We start from the raw sequence: 22421 nt of genomic DNA, 5'->3' as shown, positions 1-22421 counted from the left end.
CGGCGTCGAAACATTCCCGTAACAGCCCGTTCCTAGGCTCGGTGACCATGGATCGTCAGCAGGAGTTCGTGCTCCGCACGCTCGAGGAACGCGACATCCGCTTCGTGCGGCTGTGGTTCACCGACGTGCTCGGCTACCTCAAGTCGGTGGCGGTCGCACCGGCCGAGCTCGAGGGCGCGTTCGCCGAGGGCATCGGCTTCGACGGCTCCGCGATCGAGGGCTTCGCCCGGATCTACGAGTCCGACATGGTGGCCCGCCCCGATCCCTCGACGTTCCAGGTCCTGCCGTGGGAGACCGCGAGCGGCGAGCACTACTCGGCGCGCATGTTCTGCGACATCGCGATGCCCGACGGCTCGCCGTCGTGGGCCGATCCGCGGCACGTGCTGCGCCGGGCGCTGTCGAAGGCGGGCGAGGCCGGGTTCACCTGCTACGTCCACCCGGAGATCGAGTTCTACCTGCTGCGCGACCTGCCGTCGGACGGGTCGCCCCCCGTCGCCGCCGACAACGGCGGCTACTTCGACCAGGCCTCCCACGACGTGGCGCCGCACTTCCGGCGCAACGCGATCGAGACGCTGGAGTCGATGGGCATCTCCGTCGAGTTCAGCCACCACGAGGGCGGGCCCGGCCAGCAGGAGATCGACCTGCGCTACGCCGACGCGCTGACGATGGCCGACAACATCATGACGTTCCGCTACGTCGTGAAGGAGGTCGCGCTCATGCAGGGCGTGCGGGCGTCGTTCATGCCCAAGCCGTTCTCCGACCATCCGGGCTCGGCGATGCACACCCACTTCTCGCTGTTCGAGGGCGACCGCAACGCCTTCCACGACCCGGACGACCCCTACGAGCTGTCCGCGACCGGCAAGGCGTTCGTCGCCGGGGTGCTGCGGCACGCCCGCGAGATGAGCGCGGTGACCAACCAGTTCGTGAACTCCTACAAGCGGCTCATCACCGGTGGCGAGGCGCCGACGGCCGTGTCGTGGGGCCACGCGAACCGGTCGGCGCTGGTGCGGGTGCCGATGTACTCGCCGGGCAAGCAGTCGACGCGGCGGGTGGAGATCCGCAGCCTCGACAGTGCGTGCAACCCGTACCTGGCGTTCGCGGTGATCCTCGGGGCCGGGCTGCGGGGTGTGCAGAAGGGCTACGAGCTGCCCCCGCCCACCGAGGACGACGTCTGGTCGCTGACGGAGACCGAGCGCCGCGCGATGGGCTACGAGATGTTGCCGCAGAACCTCACCGAGGCGCTGTCGGCGATGGAGCACTCGGAGCTGGTCGCGGAGGTCCTGGGCGAGCACGTGTTCGACTTCTTCCTGCGCAACAAGCGTCAGGAGTGGGACGGGTACCGCCGCCAGGTCACGCCCTACGAGCTGGCGACGTACCTGCCGATCCTCTGACGCAATTCGATGGCCCCGGCCGCTGCGGCCGGGCACCATCGCGTCGTGGACGTCCGGCTCTACGACACCGATGACCGCGGGACCGAGCGGTGGGGCCGCCTCGCGCTGCCCCTGCTCTCGGCGGACCCGCATGCCAACACCGTCGCCCTCACGGCGCTGGCCGAGGTCGCGGGCGGCGGCCTCGGCGTCGACACGCTGCTGACCGTGCACGACGGCGGCGACCGCGTCGTCGGTGCCGCGCTGCGGTTCGCCGGGTTCGCGCTGCTCGTGTCGGGCCTGCCGCCGGAGGCGGCCGCGGCGGTCGCCGACGCGCTCGGCGACATCCCGATGGCAGACCGCGGCCTGTTCGGCGCCGCACCCGCCGCCGACGCCTTGGCCGCGGCCCGCAGCGCCCGCACGGGCGAGGTCCCGATGACCGACGTCGACATGCGGCTGTGGGTCCTCGGCGGTCTCGTCGGGCCCGGTGGCGTCCCCGGTGCGGCGCGGGCCGCCGTCGAGGACGACGGGCCGATGCTCGCGCAGTGGCTGCGCGCCTTCGCCGCCGACGTCGCCGTCGACCACCCCGGGCGCCCCGACCCCGACGGCGACGGGGCGCCCGCGACCGGCCCGGACCCGGCGACGCTCGTCGCGGAGCACCGGGCGGTGGGACGCGACGTCGTGGTGTGGGAGGACGCGGGGACGCCGGTGGCGTTCGCCGTCGGCAGGAGAGCGGCGGCGGGTGCCGCGCGGATCGGCCCCGTCTACACCCCGCCCGAGCACCGTGGCCACGGCTACGCGTCGGCGGTCACCGCGGCGGCGACCGCCCGGGCACTCGCCGCGGGCGCGCGCGACGTCGTCCTGTTCACCGACGTCGCCGCCGACGTCCCCAACCGGATCTACGCCCGCATCGGCTACCAGCCCGCCGGGCTGCACCGTGAGGTACGGCTGGTCCCGGCGCACGCGCAGGCGCGATAGGGCAGGATCGGCGATCGTGGCGGATCGCAGCGGCGGCACCTCGCCGGCCCGGCTCGGGCTCGTCGAGCCCTGGACGACCCCGACGCTGGAGAAGCTCGGCTGGTGGTCCGACGACGGACCCGTCGCCGGGGCCGAGGAGATCATGTGGGCGTTGGCCCGCAGCCCCGATCCGCACCTCGCGCTGCGGACCGTCGAACGCCTCGCCGAGGCCGCGACCGACTGGCCGACCATCGACGCCGAGCTGCGCACCGACGTGGGGCTGCGGGCGCGGCTGTTCGCGTTGACGGGGTCGTCGACGGCGCTGGGGGACCACCTCGTCGCCCATCCCGACCGGTGGCTGCTGCTCGCCGACACCCCGGACCGGCACGACCCGCCACCGGACCTGGCGCGGCGCACCGCGAACCTGTTGCGTGCCGTGGGCGCCGACCCGGGCGCGGCGCCCGCCGGCGCCCCCGGCGGGTCGGCCGCCACCCTGACCGGGGGCGAGGCCGTCACCGCGCTGCGCACCGCCTACCGCGACGAGCTGCTCGGACTGGCCGCCGCGGACCTGGCCGCGGTCGGGGACGCGTCGCTGCCCGTCATGGAGGTCGACGACGTCGCGGCCCAGCTCGCCGACCTCGCGCTCGCGGCCCTGCACGCCGCGCTCGCGGTCGCCGTCGCCGAGAACGCCCCCGAACCGGACGCGCGGCTCGCCGTCATCGCGATGGGCAAGACGGGCGGCTACGAGCTGAACTACGTCTCCGACGTCGACGTCCTGTTCGTCGCCGAACCCGCGGACGCCACGGCGACCCGCATCGCGAGCCGGATGATGCGCGTCGCCGGTGAGGCCTGCTTCGAGATCGACGCCAACCTGCGCCCTGAGGGCAAGCAGGGCGCGCTCGTGCGCACCCTGGACGGCCACGCCTCCTACTACCGGCGCTGGGCCAAGACGTGGGAGTTCCAGGCGCTGCTCAAGGCCCGCCCCGCGGCGGGTGATCCCGAGCTGGGCCAGGCCTACCTCGACACCGTCTCGCCCATGGTCTGGAAGGCCGCCGAGCGGGAGGACTTCGTCGGCGACGTGCAGGCGATGCGCCGCCGCGTCGAGGAGCACGTGCGCCCCGACCACGCCGAGCGCGAGCTGAAGCTGGGCCGCGGCGGGCTGCGCGACGTCGAGTTCGCGGTGCAGCTGCTGCAGCTCGTGCACGGCCGCACCGACCCCGAGATCCGGTCACCCTCGACGTTGAAGGCCCTGGACGCGTTGGCGGGCAACGGCTACATCGGCCGTGACGACGGCGCGAACCTCGCCGCCTCCTACCGGTTCCTGCGGCTGCTGGAGCACCGGCTGCAGATGCAGCGCATGCGCCGCACCCACCTGCTGCCCGCCGAGGACGACACCGAGGCGCTGCGCTGGCTCGCCCGCGCGGCGCGGCTGCGCCACGATGGGCGCCGCGACGTCGTCGGCGTCCTGCTCGACGAGTGGCACCGCAACGCGCGCCGGGTGCGGCGGCTGCACGAGAAGCTGTTCTACCGCCCGCTGCTCGACTCGGTGTCGCGGCTGCCCGCCGACGCCGTCACGATGTCGGCCGACGCCGCCAAGGCCCGGCTGCAGGCACTCGGCTGGGCCTCGCCCGAGGGCGCGCTCAACCACCTGCGCGCGTTGACCGGCGGGGTGTCGCGGGCCGCGCAGATCCAGCACACGCTGCTGCCGGTGCTGCTGGAGGACCTCGCCGACAGCCCCGATCCCGACCGCGGGCTGCTGTCCTACCGCAAGGTCTCCGAGGCGCTCGCGCTCACGCCCTGGTACCTGCGGCTGCTGCGCGACGAAGGTGCCGTCGCGCAACGGCTCATGCGGTTGCTGGGCACGTCGCTGCTGGTGCCCGACCTGCTGGTGCGGGCGCCGGAGGTGCTGCGGCTGCTGGCGCTGCCGGGCGCCGGACGTCCCGACGAGCTCACCCGCGACCCCGCCGACGTCGCCGCCTCCCTGCTGACGACGGTCGGCCGGCAGAACGCGCTCGACCAGGCCGTCGCGTCGGCGCGGTCGCTGCGCCGCCACGAGATGCTGCGCGTGGCCTGCGCCGACCTGCTCGGCCTGCTGCCGGTCGGGGACGTGTGCGACGCGTTGTCGTCGGTGTGGTGCGCCGTGCTCTCCGCGACGGTCGACGCCGCGGTCAAGCAGCACACCGCCCAGGCCCCCGCGCCCGCCCGGATCGCCGTGATCGGCATGGGCCGCCTCGGCGGCGCCGAGCTGGGCTACGGCAGCGACGCCGACGTGTTGTTCGTGTGCGAGGCCCTCGACCCCGGACCCGATGCCGACGCCGCCGCGGTGAAGTGGGCGACGCAGGTCGCCGAGACCGTGCGGCGCAGCCTCGGTTCGGCCAGCCCCGACCCGGCGCTCGTCGTCGACGCCGACCTGCGCCCCGAGGGCCGCCAGGGCGCCCTGGTGCGGACGCTGCGCTCCTACCGCGAGTACTACGCCCGCTGGGCCGAGGTGTGGGAGGCGCAGGCCCTGCTGCGCGCCCGGCCCATCGCCGGCGACCGCGACCTGGGGGAGCGGTTCGTCGACATGATCGACCCCATCCGCTACCCGGCCGACGGCCTGCCCACCGCCGCCGTCACGGAGATCCGGCGGATCAAGGCCCGGGTCGACGACGAGCGGCTGCCCCGGGGCGCCGACCGCAGCACGCACACCAAGCTCGGCCACGGCGGCCTCGCCGACGTCGAGTGGACGGTGCAGCTGCTGCAGCTCCAGCACGCCGGGGACGTCCCCGAGCTGCGGACCACGTCGACGCTCGGTGGGCTGCGTGAGGCCGCCGCCGCGGGCCTGCTCTCCGCCGACGACGCCGCCGAGCTCACCAGCGGCTGGACCATGGCCACCCGGGCCCGTAACGCCGTCATGCTGGTCAAGGGCAAGCCGGGCGACCAGCTGCCCCGGTCCGGGCGGGAGCTCGCCGCCGTCGCCAGCGCACTGGGCTACCCGCCCGGCGGTGACCCCGGTGTGTTCCTCGACGACTACCGCCGGACCACCCGTCGCGCCCGCGCCGTCGTCGAACGGGTCTTCTACGGCTGGTGACGCGGCTCCGCTGCCGGCCGGCCGCGCCCGGTCGGGCCGCCGCCGGCCGGCCGACGAACCGCGCGCAACCTCACTGCTGGTCCAGCGCCGCCGACGAACAGTGAGGTTGCGCGCGACGTCGCGGCGCCGCGGTCAGCAGTTGCAGTCGCAGCAGTCGCAACAGTCACACGAGCAGTCCCCGCAGTCGGAGCACCCGTCGCAACAGTCGCAACAGTCGCAGTTGTGGCACAGGCCCTGCCGCGGCCGGCCGGACCACGGACCGGGGAACTCGTCGGCACAGCACACCTGGCAGGTGCAGAACAGCCCGATCGCGGCGGCGCAGCCCGCGAGCAGGCCGCGACGGTTGCCGAACCTGCTGCGGTCGCCGGGCTCGTCGGGGCCGTCGCGGTGCTTGGTGAGGTCGACCTTGTCGGGGTCGGTGCCCGGCCCGCCGCCCGCGTGCGCGAACGCGTGCCCGACCGCCCGGTCGAGCTCGTGGACCAGCAGGCGGTGGGTGAGCCGCGGCCGCCGCGCCCACTCGACGTCGTCGAGGGCGAGCCGCACACCCAGCACGGCGTCGTCGGCCAGCCGCCGCGCCGTCACCAGATCGGTCCCGGTGGCGGTCAACGGGTTCCAGGCGCCGACGGCGTCGTCGTCGGCCTTGTCGGACACCGCGTCGAGCAGGTGCGCGAGCCGGCCGAACAGGCGCCCCGCCTCCGCGAGCGGCGCGACGTTGCCCGGCCGGTCGGCCAGGATCGCGGTGTGCGCGAACGCCGCACCCGTCGCCGTCTCGGTCGGCTCCGTCGCGGCCAGCAGCCCCGCCGCACCCCGACCGGCCGACAGCTCCGCGGCGGGCTGGCGGGCGACCGCGTCGAGCAGCACCCCCGCGTCGAACCCGAGCGCGACCGACCCGCTGCGCGCCTGACCCGCCCAGCGCCGCGACAGCGCCGTGGCCGCCCGCGCCACCGGGCGCCGGGCCATCGCACCGTCGCCGTCGGCCGCGTGGTCGGCGAGCTTCGCCGACGCCAGCACCAGCGACACCGCGGCCGCGAGCCGGGCGCCGTCACCGTTCGCGACCCCCGCGGTGCGGAACCCCCGCAGCGGACACGGCCCGGCCGTGCGCCGCCGCGGCTCGGCCGGCGTCTGCGCGTCGACCAGGACCGAGATGATCAGCCCGTCGTAGTTGGTGACGGTGCGCGCCAGCTGCCCGTGCTCGTCGCGCAGGGCGAGGCACAGCCCGCACAGATGACCCGTCCAGTCCGCCTTCAGCCCACCGGGGAGGCTGTGCCGGCACGGCCGCAAGATCCCGAACACCGGCGCAGCATAAGCAGCGGCGGTCTCGCACGACCGACGGTGCGCCGACCGGTACGAGCGTCGCGCCGGGCCGGGGTTACCGTGCGGGACGTGCCGACCCTCGGGAACTCCCTCGCCTTCATGCTCGGTGCGCTCGTGCTCGTGGTCATCCCCGGGCCCAGCGTGCTGTTCATCGTCGGCCGCGCGCTCGCGCACGGACGCCGCGCCGCACTGCTCTCCGTGGCCGGCAACGGCACCGGGGTCGCCGTCCTCGTGGTGGCGGTGGCGTTCGGGGCGGGCGAGATCGCCGAACGGTCCGTCGTCGCCTACACCGTCCTCAAGCTGGCCGGGGCGGCCTACCTGATCTACCTCGGTGTGAAGACGTGGCGCTCCCGTGGCGACGTCATGGCCGCGATGACCGGCACCGGCGGGGGAGCGGAGGCCGCCGCGCACCGACGTGTGTTCCTGCAGGGCGTGATCGTCGGGATCACCAACCCGAAGGCGATCGTCCTGCTCGCCGCGGTGCTGCCGCAGTTCACCGATCCCGCCGCGGGCAGCCCCGCGACGCAGATGCTGGTCCTGGGCCTGGGGTTCGTGCTGCTGGCGGCCGTCTGCGACAGCGTCTGGGGCCTGGTCGCCGGCGCCGCCCGGACCTGGCTCGCGACCTCACCCGCCAGGATGCGCCGGCTCGGCGGAACCGGCGGCGTCCTGATGATCCTGATGGGCGCCGGGCTCGCGATCAGCGGCCGCAAGGACTGAGCCCCTCGGCGCCGGGTTCGACGTCAGGCCGGGTCTCGCGGCGTCGGTGGTCGTCCTGCGGGCCGTCCGGCTCAGGCCCCGCCGATCGCGCCGCCGCCGCCCTGGGCCTGCGCGGCCGCGACCTCGCCTTCGGCGCGGGCCTTTTCCCCGGGGTCGATGTCGCCACCACGCGGGGAGCGCCGGCTCCGACGCTCGAGCAGGTACGCGACCCCCGACAGGATCAGGCACAGGATGATGTAGATGACCGCGATGACCATGGCGACCTGCAGGATCGGCGCGCCGAGCTGGCCCTGGCTGCCCAGGAAGCGTGCCTGGTAGAGCAGCTCCGGGTACAGGATGATGAAGCCCAGCGCGGTGTCCTTGAGGACGACGACGAGCTGGCTGACGATCGTCGGCAGCATCGCGCGCAGCGACTGCGGGAGCAGCACGTTCGTCATGACCTGCGTCTTGCGCAGGCCCAGCGCGTACGCGGCCTCGCTCTGCCCGCGGGGCAGCGCCCGCACACCGGCCCGGAAGATCTCGGCGAGCACCGAGCCGTTGTAGAGCATCAGGCCGAGCACCAGCGACCAGTACGTCGACAGGTTCAGGCCGAGGGTCTGCGAGACGCCGAAGTACAGGATGAAGATCAGGATCAGCAGCGGGACCGCGCGGAAGAACTCGACGATCGCCGTCGACGGGCCACGCAGCCAGGCATGTTCGGAGAGCCGGCCGGCGGCGAACAGCGCGCCGAACGCGAGCGACAGCACGGCGGCGGCCGCGAACGCGCTCAGCGTGTTCAGCAGGGCCTCGACGAGCAGGACCTGGATCGCCTTGAACTGGATCCATTCCCACAGCCGCGGGTCGAACTGGCCCGTCGCCGCGAGCCGGTAGACCACGAACGCGAGGATGCCGAGCACGACGAGCGTGCCGACGACGCCGATGATGCCGTTGCGGACCCGGGCGCGGGGGCCGGGGACGTCGTAGAGGACCGAGGTCACTTCGCCACGCTCCAACGGCGGTCGAGGTTGCGCTGCAGCAACGTCAGCGGGACGACGAGGATCAGGAAGCCCAGGGCGATCCACAGCAGGCCGACGAGGACGTTGTAGCCGTTCTCCGACAGCTCCTGGTAGATGCCGCCCGCCTGGAACACCGAGAAGCCCGAGGCGATCGTGGTGTTCTTCAGCAGCGCGATCTGGACGTTGGTCAGCGGGGGGACGACGGCGCGGACGGCCTGGGGCATGACGATCGTCGTCAGGGTCTGGCCGAAGCCGAACCCGAGCGCCCGTGACGCCTCGGCCTGGCCGACGGGGACGGTGTTGATGCCCGACCGGATCACCTCGCACACGAACGCGGCCGTGTAGAGGATCAGGCCGATGCAGGCCCGGGTGAAGAACGAGAGGTCGACGATCTCGAGGCGCGGGTAGGCGAACGCGAAGAAGAAGAGGATCAGCGTGAGCGGGGTGTTCCGGATCAGGTTCACGTAGATCGTGCCGAAGGCCCGCAGGATCGGCACCGGGCTGACCCGCATCCCGGCCACGACCGCGCCCAGGACCAGCGAGCCGACCGCGGCGATCAGGAACAGCTCGATCGTGCCGAGGAAGGCGCGGCCGTACAGGTCCAGGTTGTCGAGCAGGACGTTCATCGACGCATCGGCTCCTCACGCCGGAGGTGGGGCCGGACCGCGTGTGCGGTCCGGCCCCACCGGTGTCCGATCAGTAGCGCTGCAGCGGCGGCGGCGAGCCGGCGGAACCGGACTTGCCGAGCGTGGAGTCGTAGATCTTCTGCCACGTGCCGTCGTCGTAGGACGCCTGCAGGATGTCGTTGATCTTGCCGCGCAGGGCGGCATCGTCCTTGTTGAGGCCGATGCCGTAGGGCTCGGTCGAGAACGTGTCGCCGACGACCTTCAGCTTGTCGGGCTGCTGCGAGGCGTAGCCCTTGAGGATCGCGTCGTCGGTGGTGACCGCGTCGACCTGGTTGGCCAGCAGCTGGTCGACGCACTGGGTGTAGGTCTGGAACTCGACGATGTTGCCGGGCTCGGTCAGACCCTGGTCGCGCACCCGCTGGATCGGCGTCGAGCCGGTCACGGAGCAGACCTTCTTGCCCTTGAGGGTGTCCTTGCCGGTGATCGCGGTCTCGTCGGAGCGGACGAGGATGCCCTGGCCGGCGATGAAGTACGGGCCGGCGAACGACACGCGCTGCTTGCGGTTGTCGTTGATCGTGTAGGTGCCGACGTAGTAGTCGACCTCGCCGCGGGAGATCGTGTCCTCACGGGCGGCCGACGGGACCGTCTTGTAGTCGATCTTGTCGGCGCCGAACCCGAGCTGGGCGGCGACGAGCCGGGCGATCTCGATGTCGAAGCCGGAGTACTGGCCGGTCGTCGCGTCCTTGAACCCGAGGCCGGGCTGGTCGTCCTTGACGCCGATGACGACGCGGCCACGCTGCTGCATGGCGGCGAAGGTCGTCGAACCGGGCACCTGGACGTCGGCGACGGCTTCCTGGGTGACGCCGGAGCCCTCGCTGCCGGGTGACCCCTCCTTCCCACATGCTGTCAGTGCCAGGGCGGTGGCCATCAGGCCGACCACCAGGGTGCGCAACTTCATCGGATCTCCGTCTCGGTCGGGACGTCGGGCTGTCGTACGGTGCGGCGCTCTCGCCGCGGCGCTGGTGGGGCGGCGCTGGTGGGGCAGCCGCTCAGTGGGTGAGGATCTTGCCGAGGAAGTCCTTGGCCCGGTCCGACTTCGGTGCGGTGAAGAAGGTGTCGGGTGTGGCGTCCTCGACGATCTCGCCGTCGGCCATGAACACGACACGGTTGGCGGCGCGGCGGGCGAAGCCCATCTCGTGGGTGACCACGAGCATGGTCATGCCCTCCTTGGCCAGCCCGGTCATGACGTCGAGGACCTCGTTGACCATCTCCGGGTCGAGCGCGGAGGTCGGCTCGTCGAACAGCATGACCTTCGGCTTCATCGCGAGGGCCCGGGCGATCGCGGCGCGCTGCTGCTGGCCGCCGGAGAGCTGGGCGGGGTACTTGTCGCGCTGGTTGGCGATGCCGACCCGCTCGAGCAGCGCGATCCCGTTCTTCTCGGCCTCGGCCTTACCCGTCCTGCGCACCTTCAGCGGCGCGAGCGTGACGTTCTCGAGGATCGTCTTGTGCGCGAACAGGTTGAAACTCTGGAAGACCATGCCGACGTCGGCGCGCAGCCGCGCGAGCTCCTTGCCCTCCGCGGGCAGGGTCTTCCCGTCGATCTCGATGACGCCGCTGTCGATCGGCTCGAGCCGGTTGATCGTGCGGCACAACGTCGACTTGCCCGAGCCCGACGGGCCGAGCACCACGACGACCTGCCCCTGGGGCACCTCGAGATTGATGTCGCGCAGGACGTGCAGCTCGCCGAAGTGCTTGTCGACGCCCGCCATCCGGACCATCGGCGTGGTTTCGCTCACAGGTGAACCTCCGGGCATGGCGGGACGCTAGGGCGATCCGGACACCCGAGTCCACCACCTTGGGCAACCTTTAGGGTTGCAGGCTCATAACGCTCTCGGTTTCGGAGCGCTCCCGGGGAAGGCTCGCGGCGTGCACATCCTGCTGGTCGAGGACGACGACCGCGTCGCTGCCGCGCTGCGACCGGCGCTGCACCGACACGGAATGACCACCACACGCCTCGCGCGGGGGCGCGGCGCGGTCGACCACCTTCCCGGTGTCGACGTCGTGCTGCTCGACCTCGGGCTGCCCGACGTCGACGGCGTCGACGTCTGCCGGGCCATCCGGCAGGTGTCGGACGTGCCGGTGATCGTGGTGTCGGCCCGCGGCGAGGTCGACGACCGCATTCTCGGCCTGCACTCCGGCGCCGACGACTACCTCGTGAAGCCCTACGACATCGGCGAGCTCGTCGCCCGCGTGCACGCCGTCTGCCGGCGCCGCGGCGCCACCGCCACCGCGGGGCCGGCCGGGGGCGAGGTCGTCGTCGAGGGCGTACGCGTCGACCTCGACCGGCACGTCGTCACCGTCGACGACACCGAGGTGTCGTTGACGCGCAAGGAGTTCCAGGTGCTGGCGCTGCTCGCGGCGGCCGGCGGCACCGTGTGCACGCGCAGCCGGATCGTCGCCGAGGTGTGGGGCCGCAGCTGGCCCGGCGCCAACCGCACGCTCGACGTGCACGTCGCCACCCTGCGCACGAAGCTCGGACGGGCCGATCTCGTCCAGACCGTCCGCGGCGTCGGCTACCGGCTCGGCGTCCCCGCCCCGACCGCCGAGTAGCCGCGGTGCGCAGCAGGCTGCTGGTCACGGTCCTGGTCCTGATGGGACTGCTCGCCGCGGGCCTCGGCGTGCCCCTCGCGCTGGCCGACACCCGCTCGGCCCAGCAGGAGCTGTTCACCGACCGGCTCACCGACACGATCTTCTTCGCCTCCATCGCGCAGCGCCCCATCACCGAGGCCGACGCCTCCGGGCTGGCCGCGGAGCTGGCCCGCTACCAGGAGGTCTACGGCGTCCAGGTGGCCGTGCTCGACCGCACCCGGCGGCTGCTGGCCTCGTCGGGCGGCGCCCTCGACCTCGACGAGAACGGCCGCGAACGCGTCGGGCTCGCGCTGGCCAACCGCCGCTCCGAGCCCTACCCGTACCTGCTGCCGTGGGACGAGCGGCCCGTCGTGCTCGCCGAACCCGTCCTCGTCGACGGAGAGGTGCGCGGGGCGGCCGTGACGGTCTCGCCGACCGGGGCGCTGCGGGCGCAGGAGCTGCGGGTCTGGGGCATCGTCGCCGGCGCGTTCCTGCTGGCGCTGGTCGCCGGGACGCTGGTGGCGCTGCCCGTCGTCCGCTGGATCCTGCGGCCGGTCCGGCGCCTCGACGAGGGCACCCACCGCGTCGCCGGGGCGGTACTGGCGGGCAAGCCCGCCGACCCCGTCGCCGACGGGTCCGGCCCCCCCGAGCTGCGCCGGCTCACCACGTCGTTCGACGAGATGGCCGAGACCGTCATCCAGGCCCTGTCGGCGCAGCGGGCGTTCGTCGCCGACGCGAGCCACCAGCTGCGCAACCCCCTGACGGCGCTGCGGCTGCGGCTGTCCAACCTCGACGGGCACGTCGCCGGCCCGGCCGCCGAGGACCACGTCGCGGCCATGGAGGAGACCGAGCGGCTCTCCGCGGTGCTCGACGGGCTGCTCGCCCTCGCCCGGGCGGAGCGGGTGTCGGTCAGCGAGACCGTCGACGTCGACACCGCCGTCGACGACCGGGTCGACGCCTGGCGCCCGCTCGCCGAACACACCGGCCTCGCGTTGCGCCGCACCGGCTCCCGCGGTCTGGCCGCACGCGCCCCGGTCGGCGGCATCGAGACCGTCCTCGACGCGCTGCTCGACAACGCCGTCAAGTTCACCCCGCCCGGAGGGCGGATCGACGTGGCCGTCCTCGGGATCGACGGGGCCGTCGAGATCGGGGTGCGCGACACCGGCCCCGGCATCGCCGCCGACGACCTCGACCGCGCCACCGACCGCTTCTGGCGGGCCCCGGACCAGAGCAACGTCGAGGGCTCCGGGCTCGGCCTCGCGATCGCGGCGCGGACCGCGGAGCTGGCCGGGGGCACGCTGCGGCTGGAGTCGCCGTCCGACGGGGGTCTGCGGGTCGTGGCGAGCCTCCCGGGCCCGGAACCCGCCCCGTCCGCGCAGGCTCCGTCCTGAACGAACGGCACAGTCGCGCAACTCAGTTGCGCGACTGTGCCGTTCGTTCGCGTGTGCGGCGGCCGCCGGCGGAGAGCCGCGCTCAGAGGGCCTTCGTCGAGCGGTAGAAGCGTTCCGCGCCCGGATGCAGCGGGACGGGCTGGGTGCCGATGGCGGCGCGGGCGTCGATCGTCAACGCTGCCGCGCTCGCCGCCGCCAGCCGCGGCTGCTCGGCGAACAGGCCGTCGACCAGCGCGGCGGCGACGTCGTCGGGCATCGCCGCCGGCACCACCAGCACGTTGCGCACCAACAGGGTCGTGATCGGGTCGGGGATGCCGTAGGTCTGCGCGGGGACGGTCCCCGTCGAGTAGACGGGGTAGGCGCCGCGAACCCGGGGCAGCACGTCGTGCAGGTCCAGCAGCCGTACCGGGACGGTCGTGGCGAGCGTGGCCACCCCGACCGTCGGCACCCCGCCCGACCAGAAGAACGCGTCGATCCCGTCGTCGCGCATCGCGGCGACGGAGTCGTTGATGCCCAGCGTCGCGGGCTGCACGTCGCGGTCCGGGTCGAGGCCCGCGCCGCGCAGCAGACGTTGCGCGATCGGCGTGACGCCCGAGTTCTCGGCGCCGATCGACACCCGCGCACCTCGCAGGTCGGCGAGCGCCCGGTACGGCGAGTCGGCCCGGACCACGACCTGCGTCGCGTCGTCGTAGATCCGGGCCAGCGCCCGGGGTGAGCGTGGCCCGGTCGGCGTGGCGGCCAGTGCGTCGGCGGCCGTGTCGATCTGGGAGAACGCGACGTCGGCGCGGCCGCCCGCGAGCAGCGCCAGGTTCTGCCCCGACCCCTCGGTGGAGAGCACCTCGGGCCGTACGGCCAGGCTCAGGTGGTCGCGCCACACGTCGGCCAGCGCCCCGCCGAGTGTGTAGTAGACGCCTTGCGTCGCACCGGCGGCGACGGTCAGCCGCACGTCCGCCCAGGCGGAGGTGCAGGCCGAGAGCACCGCCGCGAGCCCCAGCGCCCCCGAGACACGCAGGAACCCCCGGCGGTCGACGGTGTCCGCAGTGTCCGCCACCGGCGCATCCTCTCCCGACCCGGTGCCGCGGGTCGACCCCTGCCGGTGCGCCGCGTCCGCCGCGGACGGCATACCCTCGGGCCGTGACCCGCAGCTACACCATTCGCACCTACGGGTGCCAGATGAACGTGCACGACTCCGAGCGGATGGCGGGTCTGCTGGAGTCGGCCGGGTACGTGCGCGCCGACGAGTCCGACGAGGCCGACGTCGTCGTGTTCAACACCTGCGCCGTCCGCGAGAACGCCGACAACAAGCTCTACGGCAACCTCGGCCACCTCGCGCCGCGCAAGGCCGCGAAGCCCGGCATGCAGATCGCCGTCGGCGGCTGCCTGGCGCAGAAGGACCGCGACACGATCGTCGCCAAGGCGCCGTGGGTCGACGTGGTGTTCGGCACCCACAACGTCGGCGCCCTGCCCACCCTGCTGGAGCGGGCGCGGCACAACGAGCGCGCCGAGGTCGAGATCCGCGAGTCCCTCGAGGTCTTCCCGTCGACGCTCCCGGCGCGCCGCGAGTCCGCCTACGCCGGCTGGGTGTCGATCTCGGTGGGCTGCAACAACACCTGCACGTTCTGCATCGTGCCGTCGTTGCGCGGCAAGGAACGCGACCGCCGCCCCGGCGACGTCCTCGCCGAGGTCTCCGCCCTGGCCGCCGACGGCGTGCTCGAGGTGACCCTGCTGGGCCAGAACGTCAACGCCTACGGCGTCGAGTTCGGCGACCGCGAGGCGTTCTCGAAGCTGTTGCGCGCCTGTGGCGACGTCGACGGCCTCGAACGCGTCCGGTTCACCTCGCCGCACCCGCGCGAGTTCTCCTCCGACGTCATCGCCGCGATGGCCGAGACGCCCAACGTGTGCCCGCAGCTGCACATGCCGCTGCAGTCCGGCTCCGACCGCGTCCTGCGCGAGATGCGCCGCTCCTACCGGTCCTCGCGGTTCCTCTCCATCATCGACGAGGTGCGCGCGTCCATCCCCGACGCCGCCATCAGCACCGACATCATCGTCGGATTCCCGGGCGAGACCGAGGAGGACTTCCAGGCGACCCTCGACGTCGTCGAGCGCGCCCGGTTCGCCCAGGCCTTCACCTTCCAGTACTCGCAGCGCCCCGGGACCCCCGCCGCCACGCTGCCCGACCAGCTGCCCAAGAAGGTCGTCCAGGAGCGCTACATGCGCCTGGTCGAGCTGCAGGAACGGATCTCCTGGGAACAGAACCGGGCCGTCGAGGGCCGCGAGGTCGAGGTGCTCGTGTCCACCGGCGAGGGCCGCAAGGACGCCGAGACCCGCCGGATGTCCGGCCGGGCCCGTGACGGGCGGCTCGTACACTTCGCCCCCGGCGACGCCCCGGTCCGCCCGGGCGACGTCGTCACCGTGACCATCGGTTACGGCGCCCCGCACCACCTCGTCGCCGACGACGGGCTGCTCTCGCACCGGCGCACCCGCGCGGGCGACGCGTTCGAGGCCGGCACCCGTCCCGGCGGCGCCCCGACGGGTCTCGGCCTGCCCGGCTTCGGCGCGCCCGCCCCGGTGCCGGCGGCCGCAGGATGCGACGGGAACTGATGGCCGACGAGCGTGAGGAGAACGGCATGACCGAGGGGCTCTCCGAGCTCGACCGCGAGCTGCGCGACGTCGCGCGCCGCGTGGAACGCCGCATCGACCCGGGGGCCACGGCGATGGTCGTCGCCGTCGCGGTCCTCGTGCTCATCGCAGCGTTCCTGCTGCCCTGGATCGGCGACGAACGCGGCTGGGACCTGCTCGTCGGCGAGGGCGCCGGCTACGGCATCCTCCCGCGGCTGTTCACCTTCGCCGCGCTGATCTTCGGCGTCGCCGCCTCGGGGGTCGCCCTCGCGACGCGGATCTGGGCGCTCGCCTGGGTGTGCGCCGCCGGCTGCGGCATCTCGACGATCACCGGCGTCTGGGCCGTCTGGTCACGCCAGATCTCGGTGCCGCAGGGTGGGCTCGGCCCGGAGTTCGGCCTGGTCCTGGCCCTCGTCGCGATCGTGGTGCTGGCCGCCACGTGGGCACGCATCGCCCTGCGCCGCTGAGGTTCCGCAGGCGGTTCGCAGGATTGTCGTAGGCCGTCGATAGGGTCGTGCGGACCCGCATCCCGGGTCGCTGAAATCGTGGGAGGACCGTGGCCGAGGAACCCGTGGGCGAGTCGACCGTAGGCCGTGTCGTCGGCACCGAGGACTCCACACCGCTCGAGTTCGCCGTCGCCCTCGCGCCCGGTGCCTACCTGCAGCTCGACGACGTCGTGGCCACCGAACGCGACGTCCCCGGCGTCGGGACGGTCGTCACCAGCGGGGTCGTCACCGAGGTCCGCGCCCGCCACGAAGGCGCCTCCTTCGGCTCCGACGTGTTCCTCATCGCCGACGGCGTCCTGCCCGCGCAGGTGCAGGAGATCGCCGAGGTCATGACCACGCGGGTCGAGCCCGAGTTCTACGTGCCGCCGCGCCCCGGTGAGCTCGTCCGCCGCGCCACCGGCGACGAACGCGCCCGCGCCCTCTACTTCGACCGGATGGAACACCAGGTCGCCGCCGGCGTCGGGCGCGACGGCGAACCCGTCTACGTCAACCTCGAGTTCCTCGACGGCACCCGCGGCGGCCACGTCTCCATCTCCGGCATCTCCGGCGTCGCCACCAAGACCAGCTTCGCGCTGTTCCTGCTGTACTCGCTGTTCACCGGCGGGGCCCTCGGGCGGCGCGCGCTCAACTCCAAGGCGCTCGTGTTCAGCGTCAAGGGCGAGGACCTGCTCTTCCTCGACCGGCCCAACCTCCGCCTCGACGACGACCTGCGCGCCGACTACGCCCGCCTCGGCCTCACCGCCGCCCCCTTCGGCTCCGTCGGGTTCTTCGCCCCACCCATGCCCGACGACCCGTCCGGCCGGCCCCACGTCGTCGGCCGCACCCACGGCATCGCCGCGTTCTGGTGGACCCTCGGCGAGTTCTGCGCCCGCGAACTGCTGCCCTACGTCTTCGCCGACGCCGAGGACGAGCGCAACCAGTACACGATGGTCATCCACCAGGTCGCGTCCCGGCTCAGGCGTGAGGTGTCCGCCGTCGGCGACTCCGGCTCGGTCATGATCGAGGGCCAGGTCCTGCGCACCTACGACGACCTCGTCGAGTTCGTCTCCGACCGGCTCACCGACGAGGACTCCCGCCGCGACTGGGCCGGGCCCGTCACCGGCGTCGGCACCGTCAACGCCTTCCTGCGGCGGCTGCGGTCGAGCCTGAAACCGTTGCGCGGCATCGTCCGCGGCGACCTCGCCGACACCAACGCGCGCCGCGTCACCACCGAGCACAGCCAGCTCACGGTCATCGACCTGCACAACCTGCCCGAACGTGCCCAACGCTTCGTCGTCGGTGTGGTGCTGGCCGCCGAGACCGCCCGCAAGGAACAGGCCGGCCCCGGCGGGCTGCTGTTCACCATGATCGACGAGCTCAACAAGTACGCCCCCCGCGAAGGGTCGAGCCCCATCAAGGAGGTCCTGCTCGACATCGCCGAACGCGGCCGATCGCTCGGGATCATCCTCGTCGGCGCGCAGCAGACGGCCAGCGAGGTGGAGCGGCGGATCGTCTCCAACTCGTCGGTGAAGATCGTCGGACGGCTCGACCCGGCCGAGGCCGGCCGCCCCGAGTACGGCTTCCTGCCGCCCACCCAGCGCGCCCGCGCCGTCCTCGCCAAACCCGGCACGATGTTCGTCTCCCAGCCCGAGATCCCGGTGCCGATCGCCGTCGAGTTCCCCTTCCCGGCCTGGGCGACGCGCGAGTCCGAGTGCGCCGCGCCCGTCGCCGCCCCGCCGGGAGGGTCGGGCAGCAACGGCGGCCGCCCCCGCGACCCCTTCGCCGGCCTCCCCGGCAGCGACGACCCGCCCCCCTTCTGAGCCTCACCGGAGCAGCCATGACCGAGATCGACGGGCTCACCGCCGTCACGTCTCCGCACACCGTCGCCGAGACGGTCGACCGGCTCGCCGCCGCCGTCGAGAAGGCCGGGCTCGCCGTGCTCGCGCGGATCGACCACGCCGCCGCCGCGGCGAAGGTCGGCATGGACCTGCGTCCGACGACGGTGCTGCTCTTCGGCCGCCCCGAGGGCGGCACGCCGCTGATGCAGGAGCGCCAGACCGCGGGCATCGACCTCCCGCTCACGGCGCTGGGCTGGGAGGACGAGGCCGGTCAGGTGTGGCTCGGCTGGAACGAGCCCTCCTGGATCGCCGCGCGCCACGACCTCACGGAGTCGGCGACCGCCGTCGAGGCCCTGGCCCGCGCCCTCGCGACGTTCGCTGCCGCGGCAACCGCTCCCTGACAGACCCCGCTGAGCTCGACGTGGTGTCGGTTCCGCTAGAGCGGCCACCCCACGGACGCGCTGTCGCCCGGCGTTGCGGTCGCGCACAACCGGTGGCGACACACCGAGCCATGTCACGACGACCCGGTGTCTGACACACTGACGATGTGACACACCCTGACGACATGAGCCCGCATGCCGAGGTTGCGGTCAACAACCAGGGCCGGGTGACGATCCCGGCGCAGGTGCGTCGGGCCGCAGGGATCGAGCCCGGCGACTCCGTGGTCGTCCACGTCGAAGACGGCCGCGTCGTGATCGAGACCCGCGCTCGGCTGGCCGCACGAGTCCGCCGCGACATCGCCCGGGACTGGGAGGGCGTCGGGTCGGTGGTCGACGAGCTCGCGACCGAGCGTCGCGCTGCGGCCAGGGCCGAGGCCGCCGGTGACGTCGGGGACGTCGGTGACGTCGGGGACGTCGGTGACGTTGGGGAGGTCGGGGACGTCGGGGAGGTCGGGGACGTCGACGGCGACCCCGAGAACACGCCGGCGGACGAAGCCGAGGACGAAGTCCGGTGACCGAGCTTCCCCCCGCCGGGACGGCAGGTCGGGTGGTCCTGGACGCGTCGGCATTGCTGGCGTGGCTGCGTGACGAGCCGGGCGCCGACATCGTCGGGCCCACCATGGCCGGCGCGGCGGTGAGCGCGGTGAACTGGTCGGAGGTGTGGCAGAAACTGGCCCAGCACGGCATCGACGCCGCCCGCACCCTGCGCCGGGTCCAGGTCCTCGGCGTGATCGTCGAGCCGTTCACCCTCGACGACGCTGCGACCGCAGCCGACTTCTGGGAACGCGGGCGCGAGGCGGGCCTGTCGCTGGGCGACCGCTGCTGTCTCGCTCTCGCCGCGCGGCTCGACCTGCCCGCACTGACCGCCGACGCGGCGTGGACCCGCGTCGACGACGTCGAGGCGTTCGGCGTACCGATCCACCTCATCCGGTAGCTGGCAGACCCCGCCCGCCGCCGCCCGCGCCGTGGTCCTCGAACGGACGCGGCGCCGGACCCGGGAACCGCCTCGACGGCCGCGCGGGGTCCGCCCGGCGGCGATCTTGTCGGGGGTGGCGAATACCGTTCCCGGCGATGCGAATCCTGCACACCGCCGACTGGCACGTCGGCAAGACGTTGAAGGGGCACAGCCGGCTCGACGAGCAGCGGGCGGTGCTGGGCGAGATCATCGGCGTGGCCCGCGAGCAGGAGGTCGACCTGGTCGTCGTGGCGGGCGACCTCTACGACACCGCGGCCCCCAACGCCGCGGCGCAGCAGCTCGTCGTCCAGGCGCTGACGGCGCTGGCCGGGACGGGGGCGAAGGTCGTCGTCATCGGCGGCAACCACGACCACGGCGCCACCCTCGACGCCTACCGGCAGTTCGCGGCCGCGGCGGGGGTGACGATCGTCGGCACGGTGCGCACCAAGGAGCACGGCGGCGTCGTCGAGATGGTGACGCGCGGCGGGGAGAAGGCGAACATCGCGGCGCTGCCGTTCCTGTCGCAGCGCTACGCGGTCCGGGCGGCGGAGCTGGTGGCCAAACTGCCGGCCGAGCACAACGCCGACTACGACCAGCAGCTGCGCGGCATCGTCGGGTCGTTGACCGACGGGTTCGCCACCGACTCGGTCAACCTCGTCGCGGCGCACCTCACGGTGCTGGGCGGCGAGTTCGGCGGGGGTGAGCGGATGGCGCAGTCGATCTTCGAGTACGCCGTCCCGGCGGCGATCTTCCCGGCCGACACGCACTACGTCGCCCTCGGGCACCTCCACCGTCGGCAGAAGCTGGCCGCACCCGCGCCGGTGCACTACTCGGGGTCGCCGCTGGCGGTCGACTTCGGGGAGCAGGCCAACACGAGCGTCGTGTGCCTGGTGGAGGCCACGGCGACGACGCCGGCCCGGGTCACCGACATCCCGATCACGTCGGGCCGGGGGCTGCGCACGGTCACCGGCACCGTCGACGAGCTGGCGGCGCTGCGCGACGCGGTGGGCGAGGACTACCTGCGCGTCACGGTCCGGGAGCCGGCCCGGGCGGGCCTGCGCGAGGACGTCACGGCGCTGCTGCCCAACGCACTGGAGGTGCGGATCGACCCGGAGTTCGCCGCGCAGGTCACGGCGTCGCGGCCGGAGGGCGGGGGGACCGACCGGAACCCGTCGGAGCTGTTCGGGGAGTACTGCCGCGACCGCGCGGTGGCCGATCCGCGGCTCGACGCGCTGTTCGCGCGCCTGCACGACAAGGTCACCAGCGCCGACGCCGGGGGTGCGGGATGAGGCCGGTCCGGCTGGAGCTGAACGGGTTCGCCGCCTTCCGGGAGCCCGCCGTCGTCGACTTCACGGGTGCCGACTACTTCGCGCTCGTCGGCCCGACCGGCGCCGGGAAGTCGACTGTCGTCGACGCGCTGTGCTTCGCGCTCTACGGCTCGGTGCCGCGCTGGGACGACCGGCGCGCCGTCCGGCTGGGCCTGGCGCCGCACGTGTCGCGCGGGGTCGTGCGGCTGGTGTTCGACGTCGGGGGCGAGCGCTACGTCGCGGCGCGGGAGCTGCGGCGGTCGGCGCAGGACAAGGTGACGGTGCGCAGCGCCCGGCTGGAGCTGCTCGCCGATCCGGCGGAGCTCGACGGCGACAGCCGCGTCCTGGCCGCCGACTCGGGGGTGACCCCGGAGGTCGAGCGCCTGCTGGGGCTGCCGTTCGACCAGTTCTGCCAGTGCGTGGTGCTGCCGCAGGGCGCGTTTGCGGAGTTCCTGCACGCCAGGCCGGCCGATCGGCAGAAGATGCTCGTCCGGCTGCTGGGTCTCGACGTCTACGAGGCCATCGCGCGGGAGGCCAACCGGGAGGCGGCGGCCGCGGGGGAGCGGGCCGACGTGCTCGCGGGCCAGCTCGGTGCCTACGACGACGCGACCGCCGACGCCGTGGCCGGTGCGACCGCCCGCGTCGACGCGCTGGGCGCGCTGGCCGACCGGGTCACCGACGCCGCCGAGCGGCTGGGCGAGGCGGCGGCCGCGGTCGTGGCGGCCGAGGCCGCGGTGGCCACGACCGAGCGCGAACGCGTGGTGCTGGCCGCGATCTCCGTCCCGGTGGGGGCCGCGGACGTCGATGCGCGCCGGAAGTCGGCGGCCGAGGCGTCCGCCGCGGCGGCGCGCGTGGTGGCCGACGCCGTCGCCGCCGATGCGGACGCCCGCACGGCCCGCGACGCCGCGCCGGCCCGCGGTCCGCTCGAGCAGGCCCGCCGCGACCATGCCGAGCTCGCCGCCGCCCGCGACGCCAGGCCCGGTGCGGCCGCCGCGCACGACGCCGCGGCCGCCGAGGAGAAGGACGCCGCACGGGCCGCCGCCGACGCCGCCGCCGTGCTGGAGACGGCGCGGGCCGCCCGCGACAGCGCCGCCGCGCGCCTGGACGGGGCCGACCGCGAGCTGGCCCGCCTCGACTCGGAGCGGTCCCAGCTCGCCGCGCTGCGCGTCCCCGACGGGCTCGACCGCCTCGACGGCCGCCGCCGCGCCGCCGACGACGACCTGGCCGCCGCCGCGAAGGCGCTGGAGGAGGCCGAGGCCGCCGACGCCGCGGCGCGCGAGGCCCGGGCCGGGGCACCCGCCCGCGCCGCGCTCGACAAGGCGCTGGCCGACCACACCGCCCTCGATGCCGCGCTCGTCCGGCGGCCCGACCTGGCCGCACGGCACGAGTCCGCCGTTGCGGCCCGTGCCTCGGCGGCGACGGCCCTCGACGCCGCCCGCGACGCTGTCGACGCGGCCCGTGCGACCCGCGACGCGGCCGCCCACGCCGACCGTGCGGGCGCGCTGCGACCGGCACTGCACGTCGGCGACGCGTGCCCGGTGTGCGAGCAGACCGTCACGACCCTGCCGCCCGCCGCCGACGGGACGGCCCTCGCCGCGGCCGACGCCGCCGTGGCGGCCGCCGACGCCGACCTCGACCGGGCCCGCGCCGCCGCCGCCGACGCCGCGGCGGGCGCCGACCGGGCCGCGACCGAGCTGGCCCGGCTCGACACC

20 protein-coding genes are annotated in these 22421 nt (G+C 73.9%); 14 read left to right on the top strand and 6 right to left on the bottom strand.

The features are described from left to right. Nucleotides 1-47 precede the first annotated feature (47 nt). From glnA to PSU4_RS16760, 3 genes are read left to right on the top strand one after another with little or no spacing between them, the layout of a single operon-like run. On the top strand, nucleotides 48-1391 hold the full coding sequence (gene glnA, locus PSU4_RS16770; protein WP_147109238.1) for a type I glutamate--ammonia ligase: 1344 nt from the start codon (nucleotides 48-50) through the stop codon (nucleotides 1389-1391). Between the two features lie 45 nt (nucleotides 1392-1436). Further along, entirely contained in the window at nucleotides 1437-2345 is a 909-nt protein-coding gene (locus PSU4_RS16765) for a GNAT family N-acetyltransferase (RefSeq protein ID WP_186817004.1), read from the top strand. Between the two features lie 16 nt (nucleotides 2346-2361). Next, a complete protein-coding gene (locus tag PSU4_RS16760; protein ID WP_147109232.1) occupies nucleotides 2362-5394 on the top strand; it encodes a bifunctional [glutamine synthetase] adenylyltransferase/[glutamine synthetase]-adenylyl-L-tyrosine phosphorylase in 3033 nt (1010 codons plus the stop codon). A 132-nt stretch (nucleotides 5395-5526) separates the two neighbouring features. Here the strand turns inward: PSU4_RS16760 and PSU4_RS16755 are convergent, their stop codons facing one another. Beyond that, the gene (locus PSU4_RS16755) at nucleotides 5527-6687 is read right to left on the bottom strand and encodes a DUF5685 family protein (protein WP_147109229.1); all 1161 of its coding nucleotides are present in this window, start codon (nucleotides 6685-6687) and stop codon (nucleotides 5527-5529) included. Between the two features lie 90 nt (nucleotides 6688-6777). Between PSU4_RS16755 and PSU4_RS16750 the strand changes: the two genes are divergently transcribed. Then, complete coding sequence (locus tag PSU4_RS16750) at nucleotides 6778-7425, top strand: LysE family translocator (protein WP_246115163.1); 648 nt, start codon at nucleotides 6778-6780, stop codon at nucleotides 7423-7425. A gap of 71 nt (nucleotides 7426-7496) precedes the next feature. Here the strand turns inward: PSU4_RS16750 and PSU4_RS16745 are convergent, their stop codons facing one another. The 4 genes from PSU4_RS16745 to PSU4_RS16730 form a co-directional block, all read right to left on the bottom strand. Then, nucleotides 7497-8402, bottom strand: a complete 906-nt coding sequence (locus PSU4_RS16745) for an amino acid ABC transporter permease (protein WP_147109226.1) — start codon at nucleotides 8400-8402, stop codon at nucleotides 7497-7499. Then, nucleotides 8399-9046: an amino acid ABC transporter permease gene (locus tag PSU4_RS16740; RefSeq protein ID WP_147109224.1), complete on the bottom strand. Its 648-nt coding sequence runs from the start codon at nucleotides 9044-9046 to the stop codon at nucleotides 8399-8401. The genes PSU4_RS16745 and PSU4_RS16740 overlap by 4 nt, the downstream gene beginning before the upstream one ends. 70 nt (nucleotides 9047-9116) lie before the next feature. Next, on the bottom strand, nucleotides 9117-10004 hold the full coding sequence (locus tag PSU4_RS16735) for a glutamate ABC transporter substrate-binding protein (RefSeq protein WP_147109221.1): 888 nt from the start codon (nucleotides 10002-10004) through the stop codon (nucleotides 9117-9119). A 91-nt stretch (nucleotides 10005-10095) separates the two neighbouring features. Continuing rightward, nucleotides 10096-10824, bottom strand: a complete 729-nt coding sequence (locus tag PSU4_RS16730) for an amino acid ABC transporter ATP-binding protein (RefSeq protein ID WP_147109328.1) — start codon at nucleotides 10822-10824, stop codon at nucleotides 10096-10098. Between the two features lie 148 nt (nucleotides 10825-10972). Here PSU4_RS16730 and PSU4_RS16725 point away from each other — a divergent pair, with 148 nt between their 5' ends. Then, nucleotides 10973-11656 (top strand): response regulator transcription factor, encoded by a 684-nt coding sequence (locus PSU4_RS16725; protein ID WP_147109218.1) that lies wholly within the window; start codon nucleotides 10973-10975, stop codon nucleotides 11654-11656. Between the two features lie 5 nt (nucleotides 11657-11661). Then, a complete protein-coding gene (locus PSU4_RS16720; protein WP_147109215.1) occupies nucleotides 11662-13065 on the top strand; it encodes a sensor histidine kinase in 1404 nt (467 codons plus the stop codon). Between the two features lie 82 nt (nucleotides 13066-13147). On the opposite strand, the gene PSU4_RS16715 is transcribed toward PSU4_RS16720, so the two are convergent. Next, the gene (locus PSU4_RS16715; RefSeq protein ID WP_246115162.1) at nucleotides 13148-14116 is read right to left on the bottom strand and encodes a TAXI family TRAP transporter solute-binding subunit; all 969 of its coding nucleotides are present in this window, start codon (nucleotides 14114-14116) and stop codon (nucleotides 13148-13150) included. An 83-nt stretch (nucleotides 14117-14199) separates the two neighbouring features. Here PSU4_RS16715 and miaB point away from each other — a divergent pair, with 83 nt between their 5' ends. From miaB to PSU4_RS16675, 8 genes are all read left to right on the top strand, one after another. Next, on the top strand, nucleotides 14200-15666 hold the full coding sequence (miaB, locus tag PSU4_RS16710) for a tRNA (N6-isopentenyl adenosine(37)-C2)-methylthiotransferase MiaB (protein WP_147109210.1): 1467 nt from the start codon (nucleotides 14200-14202) through the stop codon (nucleotides 15664-15666). Then, nucleotides 15666-16151, top strand: a complete 486-nt coding sequence (locus tag PSU4_RS16705) for an Rv2732c family membrane protein (RefSeq protein ID WP_147109207.1) — start codon at nucleotides 15666-15668, stop codon at nucleotides 16149-16151. Before miaB ends, PSU4_RS16705 begins: the two co-directional genes overlap by 1 nt. A 104-nt stretch (nucleotides 16152-16255) precedes the next feature. Then, entirely contained in the window at nucleotides 16256-17989 is a 1734-nt protein-coding gene (locus PSU4_RS16700; protein ID WP_186817003.1) for an ATP-binding protein, read from the top strand. Between the two features lie 17 nt (nucleotides 17990-18006). After that, the gene (locus PSU4_RS16695) at nucleotides 18007-18408 is read left to right on the top strand and encodes a DUF302 domain-containing protein (protein WP_147109201.1); all 402 of its coding nucleotides are present in this window, start codon (nucleotides 18007-18009) and stop codon (nucleotides 18406-18408) included. A 164-nt stretch (nucleotides 18409-18572) separates the two neighbouring features. Next, complete coding sequence (locus PSU4_RS31890; protein ID WP_147109198.1) at nucleotides 18573-18962, top strand: AbrB/MazE/SpoVT family DNA-binding domain-containing protein; 390 nt, start codon at nucleotides 18573-18575, stop codon at nucleotides 18960-18962. Continuing rightward, nucleotides 18959-19381, top strand: coding sequence for a type II toxin-antitoxin system VapC family toxin (locus PSU4_RS16685; protein WP_222596295.1), 423 nt, complete (start codon nucleotides 18959-18961; stop codon nucleotides 19379-19381). The genes PSU4_RS31890 and PSU4_RS16685 overlap by 4 nt, the downstream gene beginning before the upstream one ends. A 137-nt stretch (nucleotides 19382-19518) precedes the next feature. After that, entirely contained in the window at nucleotides 19519-20691 is a 1173-nt protein-coding gene (locus tag PSU4_RS16680) for an exonuclease SbcCD subunit D (protein WP_147109195.1), read from the top strand. Then, nucleotides 20688-22421: AAA family ATPase (locus PSU4_RS16675; RefSeq protein ID WP_147109192.1), on the top strand; the 1734-nt coding region annotated here is incomplete at its 3' end. The genes PSU4_RS16680 and PSU4_RS16675, both read left to right, overlap by 4 nt.

The organism is Pseudonocardia sulfidoxydans NBRC 16205 (genome assembly GCF_007989085.1).
Lineage (GTDB): Bacteria > Actinomycetota > Actinomycetes > Mycobacteriales > Pseudonocardiaceae > Pseudonocardia > Pseudonocardia sulfidoxydans.
The sequence above is the reverse complement of the archived record's forward strand: the minus strand, read 5'-3'. Positions and strand labels throughout refer to the sequence as shown.

What these genes read in the sequence shown, in the direction of transcription:
- PSU4_RS16680 (WP_147109195.1), top strand. Translation starts at nt 19,519, where the DNA reads ATGCGAATCCTGCACACCGCCGACTGGCACGTCGGCAAGACGTTGAAG.
- glnA (WP_147109238.1), top strand. Translation starts at nt 48, where the DNA reads ATGGATCGTCAGCAGGAGTTCGTGCTCCGCACGCTCGAGGAACGCGAC.
- PSU4_RS16730 (WP_147109328.1), bottom strand. Translation starts at nt 10,824, where the DNA reads ATGGTCCGGATGGCGGGCGTCGACAAGCACTTCGGCGAGCTGCACGTC.
- PSU4_RS16735 (WP_147109221.1), bottom strand. Translation starts at nt 10,004, where the DNA reads ATGAAGTTGCGCACCCTGGTGGTCGGCCTGATGGCCACCGCCCTGGCA.
- PSU4_RS16695 (WP_147109201.1), top strand. Translation starts at nt 18,007, where the DNA reads ATGACCGAGATCGACGGGCTCACCGCCGTCACGTCTCCGCACACCGTC.
- PSU4_RS16740 (WP_147109224.1), bottom strand. Translation starts at nt 9,046, where the DNA reads ATGAACGTCCTGCTCGACAACCTGGACCTGTACGGCCGCGCCTTCCTC.
- PSU4_RS16705 (WP_147109207.1), top strand. Translation starts at nt 15,666, where the DNA reads ATGGCCGACGAGCGTGAGGAGAACGGCATGACCGAGGGGCTCTCCGAG.
- PSU4_RS31890 (WP_147109198.1), top strand. Translation starts at nt 18,573, where the DNA reads ATGAGCCCGCATGCCGAGGTTGCGGTCAACAACCAGGGCCGGGTGACG.